A 13,902-nucleotide genomic window follows, 5' to 3' on the forward strand; every position below is an offset into this window, starting at 1 on the left:
CGACTACTGGGCGACGGTGGGACAGCGCCCGGTGACCTCCCCGGAGCCGCCCGGCGCGAAGCAGATGGAGGACCTCGACCGGGGGCTGGTCAGCGTCCGCTCCGGCACCGGGAACCTGGTCTCCTGGCGGCTGCTCGGCACGGAGACCTCCGGGGTGTCGTTCCACCTCTACCGCGACGGCACCCGGGTGAACAGCGCGCCGATCACGGGCGCCACGACCTGGCTCGACGCCGGGGCGGCCGGCGGGGCGTCGTACACCGTGCGGGCCGTCGTCGCCGGCGTGGAACAGCCCCCCTCCGCGCCGGCGCTCCAGTTCCCCGCCGGCCACCTCGACGTGCCGCTGCAGGTGCCCGCCGGTGGGGTCACCCCGAGCGGGGAGAGCTACACCTACGCCGCCAACGACGCCAGCGTCGGCGACCTCGACGGCGACGGCCGCTACGAGTTCGTGGTCAAGTGGGAACCGTCGAACGCCAGGGACAACTCGCAGTCCGGCTACACCGGCAACGTCCACGTCGACGCGTACACCCTCACCGGCGCCCGGCTGTGGCGCATCGACCTGGGTCGCAACATCCGCGCCGGGGCCCACTACACCCAGTTCCAGGTGTACGACTACGACGGCGACGGCCGCGCCGAGGTGGCCATGAAGACCGCCGACGGCACCCGCTCCGGCACCGGCCAGGTCATCGGCTCCGCGACGGCGGACCACCGCAACTCCAGCGGCTACGTCCTCACCGGCCCGGAGTACCTCACCATGTTCGACGGGCGCACCGGCGCGGCGCTCTCCACCGTCGACTACGACCCCCCGCGCGGCACCGTCTCCTCCTGGGGCGACAGCTACGGCAACCGGGTCGACCGCTTCCTCGCCGCCACCGCCTACCTCGACGGGCAGCGCCCCTCGCTGGTGATGGCCCGCGGCTACTACACCCGCGCGGTCATCGCCGCCTGGGACTTCCGCGACGGCACCCTGCGCAAGCGGTTGACCTTCGACTCGAACGCCTCGGGCAACGGCGCCGCCGCCGGTCAGGGCAACCACAACCTCTCGGTCGCCGACGTCGACGCCGACGGCCGGCAGGAGATCGTGTACGGCTCCGCCACGGTCGACGACAACGGCCGCCTGATGTACGCCACCGGCCTCGGCCACGGCGACGCCCTGCACGTCGGCGACCTCGTCCCGCACCGCGCCGGCCTGGAGGTCTTCACCATCCACGAGTCCGGCAGCCAGCCGGCGGCCGACCTGCACGACGCCCGTACGGGTCAGGTCGTCTGGCAGCGGCCGAACAACGGGGGAGCCGAGGGCCCCGGTCGGGGCGTCGCCGCCGACGTCCACGCGGGCAGCCCCGGCGCCGAGTTCTGGGGCGCCGGCACCCACATGGACAACCTCTACGGCACCACCGGAGCCACCGTCGGGCGCAGGCCGTCGTCGGCGAACTTCCTCGTCTGGTGGGACGGCGACCCCGTCCGGGAACTGCTCGACGGCACCCGGATCGACAAGTACGGCACCGGCGGCGACACGCGCCTGCTCACCGGCAGCGGAGTGGCGGCCAACAACGGCACCAAGTCCACCCCGGCGCTCTCCGCCGATCTGTTCGGCGACTGGCGGGAGGAGGTCGTCTGGCGTACCAGCGACAGCCGGGCCCTGCGCATCCACACCACGCCCGCACCCACCGACACCCGGATCCACACGCTGATGCACGACCCGCAGTACCGGGTCGCGGTCGCCTGGCAGAACACCGGCTACAACCAGCCCCCGCACCCGGGCTTCTTCCTCGGCGACGGGATGCCCACCCCGCCCACGCCGAACGTCTACCTGCGCTGAACCCCGCCCGGGCGACCGGCCGGGACCGCGTCCCGCCCGGCCGGCGCTCGCGCCAGCGACGGCGTGGGACAGGCACCGGGCCGCGGCCGCGGAATCCGCACAGCCGCGGCCCGGTGCCCCACACCGCGGCATCCCCGACCCGTCCCGACCGGAGATGCCGTACCACCACCGGGGACAAACCTAGGCGGCCCGCGCGTCTCCCCGGTGACGGCGACGTGAAGATCGTGTTTCAGCCGTTCCGGCGCAGGCCACCGGCCACCTTCGCCGCGATCAGCTCGTACGAGCGCACCCGGTCGGCCACGTCGTACACCAGCGTGGTCAGCATCAGCTCGTCCGCCCCGGTGCGCGCCAGCAGCTCGCCGAGCTGCCGCCGTACCGTCTCCGGCGACCCCATCGCCTGCCCCTCCCGGCGCTGCCGCACGAACTCCCGCTCGATCTCCGTGTACGGGTACGTCGCCGCCTCGTCCGGCGTCACCAGCGGGCCCGGACGACCGGAGCGCAGCCGCAGCAGCGACAGCGCGCTCGGCCCCGCCAGCCACTCCGCCCGCTCGTCGGTGTCCGCGCAGACCGCGTTGACCGCCACCATCGCGTACGGCTCGGCGAGCCACCGCGACGGCCGGAAGCTCTGCCGGTACAGCGCCAGCGCGGGCAGCGTGTGCTGGGAGCTGAAGTGGTGCGCGAACGAGAACGGCAGACCCAGCGTCCCCGCCAGTTGGGCGCTGAACCCGCTGGAGCCGAGCAGCCAGATCGCCGGCTGCTGGCCGCGACCGGGGGTGGCGGTGATCGGGCCCGGCCGCTCGCCGTCGAAGTAGTTCATCAGGTCCGCCAGCTCGCGGGGGAAACCCTCCGCCGACAGCCCCTCCATCGTCCGGCGCAGCGCCAGCGCGGTCACCTGGTCGGTGCCCGGGGCGCGCCCGATGCCCAGGTCGATCCGGCCCGGGTGCAGCGCGTCGAGGGTGCCGAACTGCTCGGCCACCACCAGCGGCGCGTGGTTGGGCAGCATCACCCCGCCCGAGCCCAGCCGGATCGTCGACGTGTGCGCCGCCAGGTGCGCGAGGAGCACCGCCGGCGCGGAACTCGCGATCCCCGGCATGTTGTGGTGCTCGGCCACCCAGAACCGGTGGTAGCCCAGCTCCTCGGTGCGGCGGGCCAGCTCGGTGGTGTGCCGCAGGGCCTCGCCGGCCGTGGCGCCGGCCGCGACCGGGGCAAGGTCAAGAACAGACAGCGGTACGTTGATCACACAGCTGGCCAACCCGCCCGGCCCCCGAATTGTTCCCCGGGGCAACCAAGGCCACGCCGCGGTCTGCCGTTCAGCCCTGGCCCCGGGCCTGCTCGAAGATCAGGCTCGTCTGGGTGTGCTGCACCGCCGGGTCCACCGCCAGATGGTCCAGCACGAAGTCGCGCAACGCGTCCGCCGACGCGGCCCGCACGTGCAGCACGTAGTCCTCCGCGCCCGCCACGTGGAACACCGACACCACCCCCGGCAGCCGCACCGACCGGGCCCGGAACGCGTCCACCACCGCGCGCTCGTGCGCGGTCAACCGCACCGACACCAGCGCCTGCAACGGCAGCCCCACCGCCGCCGGGTCCACCTCCGCGTGGAACCCCCGGATCGCCCCGCACTCCCGCAGGGCGCGGGTCCGGGTCAGGCACGTCGAGGGGGCCACGCCGACCCGCTCGGCGAGGGCGTTGTTCGGCAACCGGCCGTCGGCCGCCAGCTCCGACAGGATCGCCCGGTCGGTGTCGTCCAGGGCCGCGAACCGCCGCACATCATTCGTCGCAAGGGGCATGGAGACATCCTCCATCGAATCGGCAGGCCATCGAAAGCAACCTTACCGAATCATCTTCGGATGACTTGCCGTGCTCCGACGCTATGTTCGATCCTTCCCGCATGACGACCGTGGACACCCGAGCCGTGCACGCCGGCCGCGACGACCTCGCCGCCCTCGGCGTCCACGTGCCACCCATCGACCTCTCCACCACCAATCCGCTGCCCTCGGTCGACGCCGGCGGCGACGCGTACGAGACCCTCGCCACCGGGGGCACCCTCCCCGCCGGCGGCAGCGCCGTCTACCAGCGCCTGTGGAACCCCACCGTCGCCCGCTTCGAGACCGCCCTCGCCGACCTCGAAGGCACCACCGACGCCGTCGCCTTCGCCAGCGGCATGGCCGCCCTCACCGCGACGCTGCTCGCCGCCACCCGGGACGGCAAGCGCCACCTCGTCGCCGTCCGCCCGCTCTACGGCGGCACCGACCACGTGCTCGCCACCGGTCTGCTCGGCACCACCGTCACCTGGGCCCGGCCCGACGAGGTCGCCGCCGCCGTCCGCCCCGACACCGCCCTGGTGATCGCCGAGACCCCGGCCAACCCCACCCTCGACCTGGTCGACATCGCCGCCCTCGCCCAGGCGGCCGGCGACGTCCCCCTGCTCGTCGACAACACCGTCGCCACCCCCGTCCTCCAGCAGCCCGCCCGCCACGGCGCCGCCCTCGTGCTGCACAGCGCCACCAAGGGCATCGGCGGACACGGCGACGTCCTCGCCGGCGTCGTCGCCTGCGACGCCGACTGGGCCGCCCGGCTGCGCCAGGTCCGCGCCCTCACCGGCGCGATCCTGCACCCCCTCGGCGCGTACCTGCTGCACCGCGGCCTGCAGACCCTGCCGGTGCGGGTCCGCGCCCAGCAGGCCGGCGCCGAGAAACTCGCCGCCTGGCTCGCCACCCACCCCGCCGTCACGCGGACGCACCACCCGTCGCTGCACGATCCCGCCGGGCTCGTCGGCCGGCAGATGGCCGGCCCCGGCAGCCTCCTCGCCTTCGAGGTACGCGGCGGCGCGCCCGCCGCGGCCGCCGTCGCGAACGCCTGCCAGCTGATCACCCACGCCGTGTCGCTGGGCGGCGTCGACACGCTCATCCAGCACCCGGCGTCGCTGACCCACCGCCCGGTCGAGGGCGAGGCCAAGCCCGTCGGCGGGCTGCTGCGCGTCTCCGTCGGCCTGGAGGACCCGGAGGACCTGCGCGTGGACCTGGCGCGGGCGCTCGCCGAACTCGGCTGAGCCGGCGTCTCCGCGCGCCCGGCAGCTCGGCACTTCCGCCCCTGCGAGCCGAAGCCAGCCGGGTCGGGCGGGCAGCCGGTCGCGAGGCGGTGGCCCGCCCCTCCGAGCGGGTCGCACAGCGGGGGACGGGCGGGTCAGGACTTCGGGCCGACGTGGCGGTCGAGGGTGGCGACCGCCTCGCGGCGCGCGACCGACAGGGAGTTGCGGCGGTTCATCCGCCAGGCGACCCCGAGCAGGTCGAGCGCCCACTGGCAGAGGCCCATGATGTCGGCCGACTCGTTGACGAACATGTAGCGCGGGTAGACGTACGCCTTGCCGCGCACCGTCACCCGGTTGCTGACTCGACACCCGTCCGAGTGGAAGAGGCCCCGCAGGAAGTAGCCGGGGTGCGCCGTGAGGATCCTTCTCTGCCAGTCGCGGAGGACGATCGGCCGCTCATGTTTCTTGCCCGGCCCGTGCTGCGGAAGCAGACACGGCCAATGCTTGCCCGTGCTCTGCACCGCCACGCAGCCCTTCTTCTGTATCCGCTGGACCTTGTTCGCGAGCACGGCCTTCATCGCGGCGTCGCAGAGGTCCACCAGATCAGGCCACGCGTCGGCGCAGTAGATCCGCAGGACCGGCACCCTGTCGGTGGTGACCAGATGACCGTCGCCGAGGTAGAGGCCCAGGAGGTAGGAGTAGGCCGCCGGTTCGGTCGGGTAGCCGACATCGGGCGAGCAGCGGAAGCAGCGGGCGGCGGTGCCGGTTATGCGCGGCTCGGGCCGGTCGACGCACCAGTGCCAGACGGTGGTGTAGGGCAGGGACAGGGCGCGGGCAACCGACCGGATGTCGCTTCCTCGGGCGCGGAGGGCGCGGGCACGGGCCCGCATCTCGGGTGGGTGCACCCGCGCATCATGGAACAGCTGTATGACAGTGGTGCCGGGAGCGGGATTCGAACCCGCAAGCCCTTTCGGGCAGAAGTGTTTGAGACTTCCGTGTATGCCGTTCCACCATCCCGGCGAGTGCCGCTTACTGTACCCGACTACGCTCATGCGGGAGCATGGGTGGTAGCCGTGCCGGGAACAATGGTGGGAGTGGCTCGTGGCCGAGACGCAGACGGACGCCGAGCGCAGGCGCGTACTGATCGCCGAGGACGAGGCGCTCATCCGGCTGGACCTCGCCGAGATGCTGGTCGAAGAGGGCTACGAGGTGGTCGGGGAGGCCGGTGACGGCGAGACCGCCGTCCGGCTCGCCGAGGAGCTGAAGCCCGACCTGGTCATCCTCGACATCAAGATGCCGATCATGGACGGGCTGGCCGCCGCCGAGCGGATCGCGGGCGCCCGGATCGCCCCGGTGATCATCCTGACCGCGTTCAGCCAGCGCGACCTGGTGGAGCGGGCGCGGGCGGCCGGCGCGATGGCGTATCTCGTGAAGCCCTTCCAGAAGAGCGACCTGGTGCCGGCGGTGGAGATCGCGCTGTCCCGCTACTCGGAGATCGCCGCCCTGGAGGCGGAGGTCGCCGGGCTGACCGACCGGCTGGAGATCCGCAAGACCGTCGAGCGCGCCAAGGGCGCGCTGATGACGACGTACGGGATGACCGAGCCGCAGGCGTTCAAGTGGATCCAGCGCACGGCGATGGACCACCGGATGACCATGAAGGAGGTCGCCGAGCGGATCCTCGCCGAGACCGCGGGCGGCGAGGTCACGCAGCCGGCCTCCTGACGCGGCGCGACACGCCGGGATCGGCGTGCGGGGGCTCCGCGCCGGGCCCACCGATCGATAGCATCTGATCCCATGCGGATCCGGCGGTTGGTGGCGGTGCTGGGTGTCCTCGCCGTGCTGTCGGCCGGCTGCGACCGGGCCCCGGCGGAGCCCGCCGACGAGCCGCTGCGCCCGCAGTGGCAGGCGCTGAGCCTGCCCGCGCCGCCGGGCGCGGCCGGTCGGCCGCTGCTGCGCGACGCCGTGGCCTGCGACGGCCGGTGGTATGTGGTGGGTGGGCTGGCCGACGCGGCGGGGGAGACCCGGCCGGCGGCCTGGAGCAGCGCCGACGGCGCCTCGTGGTCGGCGCTGCCGGTGGCGGCGTCGAGCTTCTACGGCCGGCAGCACGTGCTGTACGCGGCCGCCTGTCGGGGGGACCGGTTGGCGGCGCTCGGGGCGAAGAACGGCGGCGTGCACGGCAACCCCCGCACGGGCACCTGGGCGCTGGAGCCGGGCGGCGCGCTGCGGGAGGTGCCGGCCCCGTTCGAGCTGTACGCCGGGCCGCGGGCGGTGAGCGTGGCCCGGTTGGCGGCGGGGCCGGCGGGCTGGTTGATCGCGGGGGCGCGGGTCGACGGGGCGGCGGTCTGGACGTCCGCGGACGGCGGGCGGTTCACCATCCGGGAGGGCGTGCCGGAGCTCGCCGGCGACGGGCGCGGCCGGACGGTGGCGTACGACGCGGTGGCCGTGCCGTCGGGCTGGTGGGTGGTGGGGGCGGTGCTGCCGCCGGGCGCGACGGCGCTGGCGCCCCTGGCCTGGTCCTCGGCCGACGGGCGGGCCTGGCGGCGGGTGGCGCTGCCGGTTCCGGACGGGCGTGGTCAGGCGCAGCGGGTGGCGTCGGTCGGCGACGGCGGGCTGGTGGCGGTGGGTCCGGTGCGCGACGGGTTCGCGGCCTGGCGGCTGGCCGGCGGTGAGTGGCGGCGGGTCGGCGGGTTCGGCGGGCCCGGGCCGGGGGTGTCGTCGGTCGACGGCCTGGTGGCGGCCGGGCGCGGTCTGGTGGCAGTGACGGGGGACGGCGGCGGTCACGGACTGTGGTACTCGGTCGATTCGGGGGATTCGTGGCGGACGATGGCGATGCCCGGCGCGGTGCCGGACGGCGGGAACTCGGCGGTGTCGGTGGCGGCTCGGGGAGATCGAATACTGTTGGTCGCCGATGACGGCCAGGAGTCCCGTGCCTGGTGGGTGGGGTTGCCAACCATCGATCGGTAGGGGGTCGCCGGGCGTTGGCCCGTTACCGACGAAACGAAGGTGAAAGGCTTTCACGACCGACGGTTCTTACAGCGATCGTTTCCAATCCGCCACGCCGTGTAACGGTTCGGTCAACCCGCTCCCCTGGGGCTTTCATCACAGCTGAAAGGTGGGATAGCGTCCGGCCCCAGACCGGCGACGACGGTCTGGTTCGTCCGCCCCCGCAAGGGCCAATAGGCAGCGGGTGGTTCGGACCATGGGACGGAGGAGGGTTCGGGCCTTGAGGCAGAAGCTCGCGCGCGTTATCGGTGGGGTGGCCATGCTGGCGCTCGTCGCCGGCGGCACCGCATGCTCCAGCGGTGGCGACGACACGGCGTCCGGCGGCGACGCCTGTGGCAGCAAGATCGCGTTCTTCGGTGCGCTGACCGGCAGTTCGGCGGCGCTCGGCATCAACGAGAACAACGGCGTCAAGCTGGCCGTCGACAAGTACAACAAGGAAAACGCCAACTGCAAGGTCGAGCTGGTCTCCCTGGACTCGCAGGGCAGCCCGGACCAGGCCCCGGGTCTGGCCCAGAAGGCCATCGACGACACGAAGATCCTCGGCATCGTCGGCCCGGCCTACTCGGGTGAGTCCGAGGCCGCCGGCCCGCTGTTCAACGAGGCCGGTCTGGTGACCATCACCCCCTCCGCGACCCGCCCGAGCCTGGCGGAGCAGAAGTGGAAGACCTTCTTCCGCGCGGTCGGCAACGACTTCAGCCAGGGCCCCGCGGCCGGCAACTACATCAAGAACGTGCTGAAGGCCGACAAGGTCTACGTCATCGACGACCAGTCCGCGTACGGCGCCGGCCTGGCCGACGAGGTCAAGAAGCTGCTCGGCCCGGCGGTCGTCGGCTCCGACAAGGTCCAGGGCGAGGGCAAGCAGACCGAGTTCTCCGCCGTGGTCACCAAGGTCAAGGCCGCTGGCGTGAAGGCGATCTTCTACGGCGGCTACTACCAGGAGGCCGGCCTGATCCGCAAGCAGCTCACCGCTGCCGGGGTCACCGCCCCGCTGGTCGCCGGTGACGGCGTGAACGACGCCGCGTACATCACCTCCGCCGGTGCGGCGGCGGCCGAGGGCACCATCCTCACCTGCCCGTGCCAGCCGGCCACCGAGGCGCGCGGCACCTTCGCCCAGGAGTACAAGGCCCTCACCGGCACCGACCCGGGCACCTACAGCGACACGGCCTACGACGCGGCGAACATCCTGCTCGCCGGCATCAAGGCGGGCAAGACCACCCGTGAGGGCCTGCTGGAGTTCGTGAAGGGCTACAGCGGCGAGGGCGTCGCGGCGAGCTACAAGTTCGTCGAGAACGGCGAGCTCGACCCCGCGCAGGTCAAGGTCTGGGCCTTCAAGGTCCAGGGCGGCAAGGTCGTCCCGGACCAGGAGATCCCGAAGTCCTGACGCCGGTCGCTGCTACAGCGATTGAGTTGTGATCGCGGGTGCGGCCGGGAGCTCGCTCCCCCCCCCCCCCCCCCCCCCCACCCCCTTTTTCTCTCCAGACCCTGATGGAGCGTCCCTCCCTTGAACTTCGACGGACTGTTCTCCAACTTCGGAGAACTCACGACGACCGGCCTGACGCAGGGTGCGATCTACGCCCTGGTCGCGCTGGGTTACACGCTGGTCTACGGCGTGCTGAGACTCATCAACTTCGCCCACTCCGAGGTCTTCATCGCCGGCGCGTTCGCCGCGCTGTGGACCTGGAACGGATTCGGCCTCAACCAGGACTCGCAGGTCAGCGGGGTCGGCACGATCATCTTCTACCTGCTGGTGGCGATGCTCGTGGCGGCGGTCGCCTCGGCGGGCACCGCGACGGTGATCGAGCGGGTGGCGTACCGGCCGCTGCGTAAGCGCAACGCCCCGCCGCTGGCCTTCCTCATCACCGCGATCGGCGCGTCCATCGCCATCTCCGAGGCGTTCGGCGTCTGGACCCGCCGCCGCCCGGAGGGCGCGCCGGTGCTGGTCAGCTCCAAGCCGCTGTTCGAGGTCTTCGGCGTGCCGATCGACGCGATCCAGCTGCTGACCCTCGGGTCCGCGCTGGTGATGATGATCGGGCTGGACCTGTTCATCAACCGCAGCCGGGTCGGCCGCGGCATCCGGGCGGTGGCCCAGGACGCCAACACCGCCGCGCTGATGGGCGTGAACAAGGACCGGATCATCATGATGGTCTTCGTCGCCGGTGGCGCGATGGCCGGCGTGGCCGGCCTGCTCTACGACGTGCGGATCCAGACCCTCACCTACAGCGTCGGCTTCCTGCTCGGCCTGAAGGCGTTCACCGCCGCGGTGCTGGGCGGCATCGGCAACCTGCGCGGCGCGCTCCTCGGCGGCCTGCTGCTGGGCGTCGTGGAGAACTACGCCTCCGGCCTGTTCGGCAGCGAGTGGAAGGACTTCGCCGCGTTCGCGCTGCTGGTGGTGTTGCTGATGTTCCGGCCGACCGGTCTGCTGGGTGAGTCGCTGGGGAGGGCACGGGCATGACGACCGTCCTGGAGAAGGTGCGCTCCGGCCGCGAGGCGGCCGGGGAACGGTGGCGCGGCGCGCCGCGCTGGGTGCGCTGGGCGCTGCTGGCCGCGGTGATCGTGTTCTTCTACGCGCTGCCGAACAAGGAGTTCTACCAGTACCTCGGGCCGATCCCGACCCCCGGTGCGAACTTCACGCAGGTGATGTTCACCGTCTCGATCTACGTGCTGCTGGCCGTCGGGCTGAACATCGTGGTCGGCTTCGCCGGCCTGCTCGACCTCGGTTACTTCGGCTTCTTCGCCGTCGGCGCGTACACCGTGGCGGTGCTGACCTCGCCGAGCAGCGACATCAAGACGCTGTGGCCGTGGCTGCTGGCGGTGCCGGTGGCGATCGCGCTGACGATGGTCTCGGGCGTGATGCTCGGTACGCCGACCCTGCGGCTGCGGGGCGACTACCTGGCGCTGGTGACGCTCGGCTTCGCCGAGATGATCCGGATCGGGGCGGTCAGCTCGGAGTTCCTCAAGGGCCAGCGGGGCTTCAACCAGATCCCGCACCCGCCCGGCCAGTACGCCGACGGCAAGCCGGTCTTCGGCGTGCTCGACGCCCGGCCGTACTACTGGCTGGTGCTCACGGTGATCATCCTGGTCGTGATCGGGGTGCGGAACCTGACCCACAGCCGGGTCGGCCGCGCCTGGATCTCCATCCGTGAGGACGAGGACGCGGCGCAGCTGATGGGTGTGCCGACGTTCAAGTTCAAGCTGTGGGCGTTCGCGGCGGGCGCGGCGATCGCCGGCCTGGCCGGCGCGCTCTTCGCGGGCAAGCAGAACTTCGTCAACTCGCAGAACTTCGAGCTGCTGAACTCGATCATCATCCTCGCCGCGGTCATCTTCGGCGGCTCGGGCAACATCGTCGGCGCGATCGTCGGCGGTGGCCTGGTGGCGTACATGATCGAGCGGTTCCGCGGCATCGAGCTGTTCGGCGTCGAGCTGTACGAGTACCGGTTCCTGTTCTTCGGCCTGGTGCTGGTGGTAATGATGATCTTCCGGCCCGAGGGCCTGATCCCGAACCGACGACGTGCGGCGGAGTTCAAGGACCGCCGCAAGGAGGTGACCGTCGGTGAGTGACACCGAGCAGACGCCGGCCGTTCCGGCGCAGGCCGGCGCGCCGGCCGTGGAGGCGGTGCCCACCCGGGAGCCGCTGCTGGAGGTCGACAACGTCACGCTGCGCTTCGGCGGCGTGGTCGCGTTGAACGAGGTGGACTTCACCCTCTACAAGGGGGAGATCCTCGGTCTGATCGGCCCGAACGGCGCCGGCAAGACCACCTGCTTCAACGCGATGACCGGGATCTACCAGCCCACCCAGGGACAGATCCGGTTCCGCGGCGAGAAGATCAGCGGCAAGAAGCGGCACCAGATCACCAAGATGGGCATGGCGCGGACGTTCCAGAACATCCGCCTGTTCCCCGAGATGACTGCCCTGGAGAACGTCCTGGTCGGCGCGGACGCGCACCACAAGACCAGCGTCATCTCCGCGCTGTTCCGCCTGCCGCGGTACTGGAAGGAGGAGCGCGAGGGCCGGGAGAAGGCCGAGCGCCTGCTGGAGTTCGTCGGCATCCGCAAGCGGATGCACGAGTTCGCCCGCAACCTCTCCTACGGCGAGCAGCGGCGGCTGGAGATCGCCCGCGCGCTGGCCACCGACCCGGTGCTGCTCTGCCTGGACGAGCCGGCCGCCGGCTTCAACCCGGCGGAGAAGGAGGAACTGCTCCAGCTCATCCGGCAGATCCGGGACACCGGCGTGACCGTGCTGCTCATCGAGCACGACATGCGCCTGGTCATGGGGGTCACCGACCGGATCGTGGTGCTGGAGTTCGGAAAGAAGATCGCCGAGGGGCTGCCCGCCGAGGTGCGGGAGAACCCGAAGGTGATCGCGGCGTACCTGGGGGTGCCGGACGATGCTGCTTGAGATCGACGATGTGAGCCTGCTGTACGGGCGGATCCAGGCGCTGCACGGCATCAGCCTGACGGTGGACGAGGGCGAGATCGTCGCCCTGATCGGCGCCAACGGCGCCGGCAAGTCGACCACGATGCGGGCGATCTCCGGCATCCGGCCGGTCGCCACCGGGAGCATCCGGTTCAACGGTGAGGACATCACCAAGCTCCGGGCCGACCTGCGGGTCAGGCGGGGGCTGTGCCAGGCGCCGGAGGGCCGGGGCATCTTCCCGGGCATGTCGGTGCTGGAGAACCTGGACATGGGCGCGTACACGCGGCGGGACCGGGCCGGCATCGCCCAGGACCTCGACCGGGTGCTGAACCTCTTCCCGCGCCTGGCCGAGCGGCGCAAGCAGCCCGGCGGTACCCTCTCCGGCGGTGAGCAGCAGATGCTCGCCGTCGGCCGGGCGCTGATGAGCCGGCCGAAGCTGCTGCTGCTCGACGAGCCCTCGATGGGTCTGGCGCCGATGCTGATCCAGCAGATCTTCGACATCATCACGGAGATCAACGAACAGGGCACCACCATCCTGCTGGTCGAGCAGAACGCCCAGCAGGCCCTGGCCCGCGCGCACCGGGCGTACGTGCTGGAGACCGGCCGGATCGTCAAGAGCGGCACCGGCGCGGACCTGCTGCACGACCCGGCGGTCAAAGAGGCATACCTCGGCGTGGCCTGACCTGCCGCCACCCCTCATCGCAAGGAGAACGACATGTTCCACATCTTCCACATCACTGGTGGCCGCCGGGCCGTGCTCGGCGCCGCGGGTGCCGCGTTGCTCGCCCTCTCGATCGCCGGTTGCGGTGAGAAGGAGAACACCGAGCAGCCCGGCGCCGGTCCCAGCGTCACCGCCGCCGCCGACTCGGCGCTGGCCGCGAAGGTGCCCGACGCCATCAAGGCCGACGGCGTGATCAAGGTCGGCACCGACTCGACGTACGCCCCGGCGGAGTTCCTGGACGCCGACGGCAAGACGGTCGTCGGCTTCGACGTCGAGCTGTTCAACGCCGTCGCGCAGAAGCTCGGCCTGAAGGCCGAGTACGAGTCGGCGCCGTTCGACTCGATCCTGCCCGGCGTGGACTCGGGCAAGTACGAGATCGGCGTCTCCTCGTTCACGATCAACGCCGAGCGGATGAAGACCGTCAACATGGTCAGCTACTTCTCCGCCGGCACCCAGTGGGCGACGAAGGCCGGCAACCCGGCCAAGGTCGACTCCGAGAACGCCTGCGGCAAGAAAATCGCCGTGCAGGTCGGCACCGTGCAGCTCGACGACATCAAGGCCCGGTCGAAGAAGTGCACCGAGGCCGGCAAGCCGGCGATCACCATCGACCAGTACCAGGCGCAGAGCGACGCCACCGCCGCCGTGGTCAGCGGCAAGGACGACGCCATGCTGGCCGACTCCCCGGTCGGCGCGTACGCGGTGAAGCAGAGCAACGGCCAGCTGGAGCTGCTCGGCGACATCTACGAGTCCGCCCCCTACGGCTACGCGGTGAAGAAGGACCAGGCCGCGTTCGCCGAGGTGCTGAAGGAGGCCGTCGCGGCGGTCATCGCCGACGGCACGTACGAGACCGCGCTGAAGAAGTGGGGCGTCGAGGGCGGCGCCATCGCGACCCCGGCGCTGAACCCGACCAGCTGACC

13 protein-coding genes and 1 tRNA gene are annotated in these 13,902 nt (G+C 71.7%); 10 read left to right on the forward strand and 4 right to left on the reverse strand.

Annotation, left to right across the window (positions count from 1 at the left end; translation table 11 throughout):
• Nucleotides 1-1,816, forward strand: a 1,816-nt coding sequence (locus ACSNOB_RS07065; protein WP_436685797.1) for a rhamnogalacturonan lyase, incomplete at its 5' end; no start/stop codon positions are given.
• 229 nt (nt 1,817-2,045) lie between these two features.
• Here ACSNOB_RS07065 and ACSNOB_RS07070 read toward each other — a convergent pair.
• Nucleotides 2,046-3,056, reverse strand: a complete 1,011-nt coding sequence (locus tag ACSNOB_RS07070; RefSeq protein ID WP_393103643.1) for an LLM class flavin-dependent oxidoreductase — start codon at nt 3,054-3,056, stop codon at nt 2,046-2,048.
• A gap of 70 nt (nt 3,057-3,126) precedes the next feature.
• A complete protein-coding gene (locus tag ACSNOB_RS07075) occupies nt 3,127-3,606 on the reverse strand; it encodes an Lrp/AsnC family transcriptional regulator (RefSeq protein WP_436685798.1) in 480 nt (159 codons plus the stop codon).
• Between the two features lie 83 nt (nt 3,607-3,689).
• Between ACSNOB_RS07075 and ACSNOB_RS07080 the strand changes: the two genes are divergently transcribed.
• The gene (locus ACSNOB_RS07080; protein ID WP_436685799.1) at nt 3,690-4,868 is read left to right on the forward strand and encodes a trans-sulfuration enzyme family protein; all 1,179 of its coding nucleotides are present in this window, start codon (nt 3,690-3,692) and stop codon (nt 4,866-4,868) included.
• A gap of 134 nt (nt 4,869-5,002) precedes the next feature.
• Here ACSNOB_RS07080 and ACSNOB_RS07085 read toward each other — a convergent pair whose 3' ends face one another.
• Both ACSNOB_RS07085 and ACSNOB_RS07090 read right to left on the reverse strand, forming a co-directional pair.
• Complete coding sequence (locus tag ACSNOB_RS07085; RefSeq protein WP_436685800.1) at nt 5,003-5,752, reverse strand: transcriptional regulator; 750 nt, start codon at nt 5,750-5,752, stop codon at nt 5,003-5,005.
• 29 nt (nt 5,753-5,781) lie between these two features.
• Nucleotides 5,782-5,867, reverse strand: a tRNA-Leu gene (locus tag ACSNOB_RS07090).
• 81 nt (nt 5,868-5,948) lie between these two features.
• Here ACSNOB_RS07090 and ACSNOB_RS07095 point away from each other — a divergent pair.
• From ACSNOB_RS07095 to ACSNOB_RS07130, 8 genes are all read left to right on the forward strand, one after another.
• On the forward strand, nt 5,949-6,569 hold the full coding sequence (locus tag ACSNOB_RS07095; protein WP_074474379.1) for an ANTAR domain-containing response regulator: 621 nt from the start codon (nt 5,949-5,951) through the stop codon (nt 6,567-6,569).
• Nucleotides 6,570-6,641: 72 nt separating this feature from the next.
• Nucleotides 6,642-7,811 carry a hypothetical protein gene (locus ACSNOB_RS07100; protein ID WP_436685801.1) on the forward strand — a complete coding sequence of 390 codons (1,170 nt, stop codon included), beginning with the start codon at nt 6,642-6,644 and terminating at the stop codon, nt 7,809-7,811.
• 259 nt (nt 7,812-8,070) lie between these two features.
• Entirely contained in the window at nt 8,071-9,231 is a 1,161-nt protein-coding gene (locus ACSNOB_RS07105) for a branched-chain amino acid ABC transporter substrate-binding protein (protein ID WP_393103653.1), read from the forward strand.
• A gap of 120 nt (nt 9,232-9,351) precedes the next feature.
• On the forward strand, nt 9,352-10,302 hold the full coding sequence (locus ACSNOB_RS07110) for a branched-chain amino acid ABC transporter permease (RefSeq protein ID WP_393103655.1): 951 nt from the start codon (nt 9,352-9,354) through the stop codon (nt 10,300-10,302).
• Nucleotides 10,299-11,408: a branched-chain amino acid ABC transporter permease gene (locus tag ACSNOB_RS07115; RefSeq protein ID WP_393103657.1), complete on the forward strand. Its 1,110-nt coding sequence runs from the start codon at nt 10,299-10,301 to the stop codon at nt 11,406-11,408. The genes ACSNOB_RS07110 and ACSNOB_RS07115 overlap by 4 nt, the downstream gene beginning before the upstream one ends.
• Nucleotides 11,401-12,246: an ABC transporter ATP-binding protein gene (locus tag ACSNOB_RS07120; protein WP_393103659.1), complete on the forward strand. Its 846-nt coding sequence runs from the start codon at nt 11,401-11,403 to the stop codon at nt 12,244-12,246. Before ACSNOB_RS07115 ends, ACSNOB_RS07120 begins: the two co-directional genes overlap by 8 nt.
• Nucleotides 12,236-12,946, forward strand: a complete 711-nt coding sequence (locus ACSNOB_RS07125; protein WP_436685802.1) for an ABC transporter ATP-binding protein — start codon at nt 12,236-12,238, stop codon at nt 12,944-12,946. Before ACSNOB_RS07120 ends, ACSNOB_RS07125 begins: the two co-directional genes overlap by 11 nt.
• Before the next feature lie 42 nt (nt 12,947-12,988).
• On the forward strand, nt 12,989-13,900 hold the full coding sequence (locus ACSNOB_RS07130) for an ABC transporter substrate-binding protein (RefSeq protein WP_436685857.1): 912 nt from the start codon (nt 12,989-12,991) through the stop codon (nt 13,898-13,900).
• Nucleotides 13,901-13,902 lie beyond the last annotated feature (2 nt).

The organism is Micromonospora sp. URMC 106 (genome assembly GCF_051386395.1).
Classification (GTDB): Bacteria; Actinomycetota; Actinomycetes; order Mycobacteriales; family Micromonosporaceae; genus Micromonospora.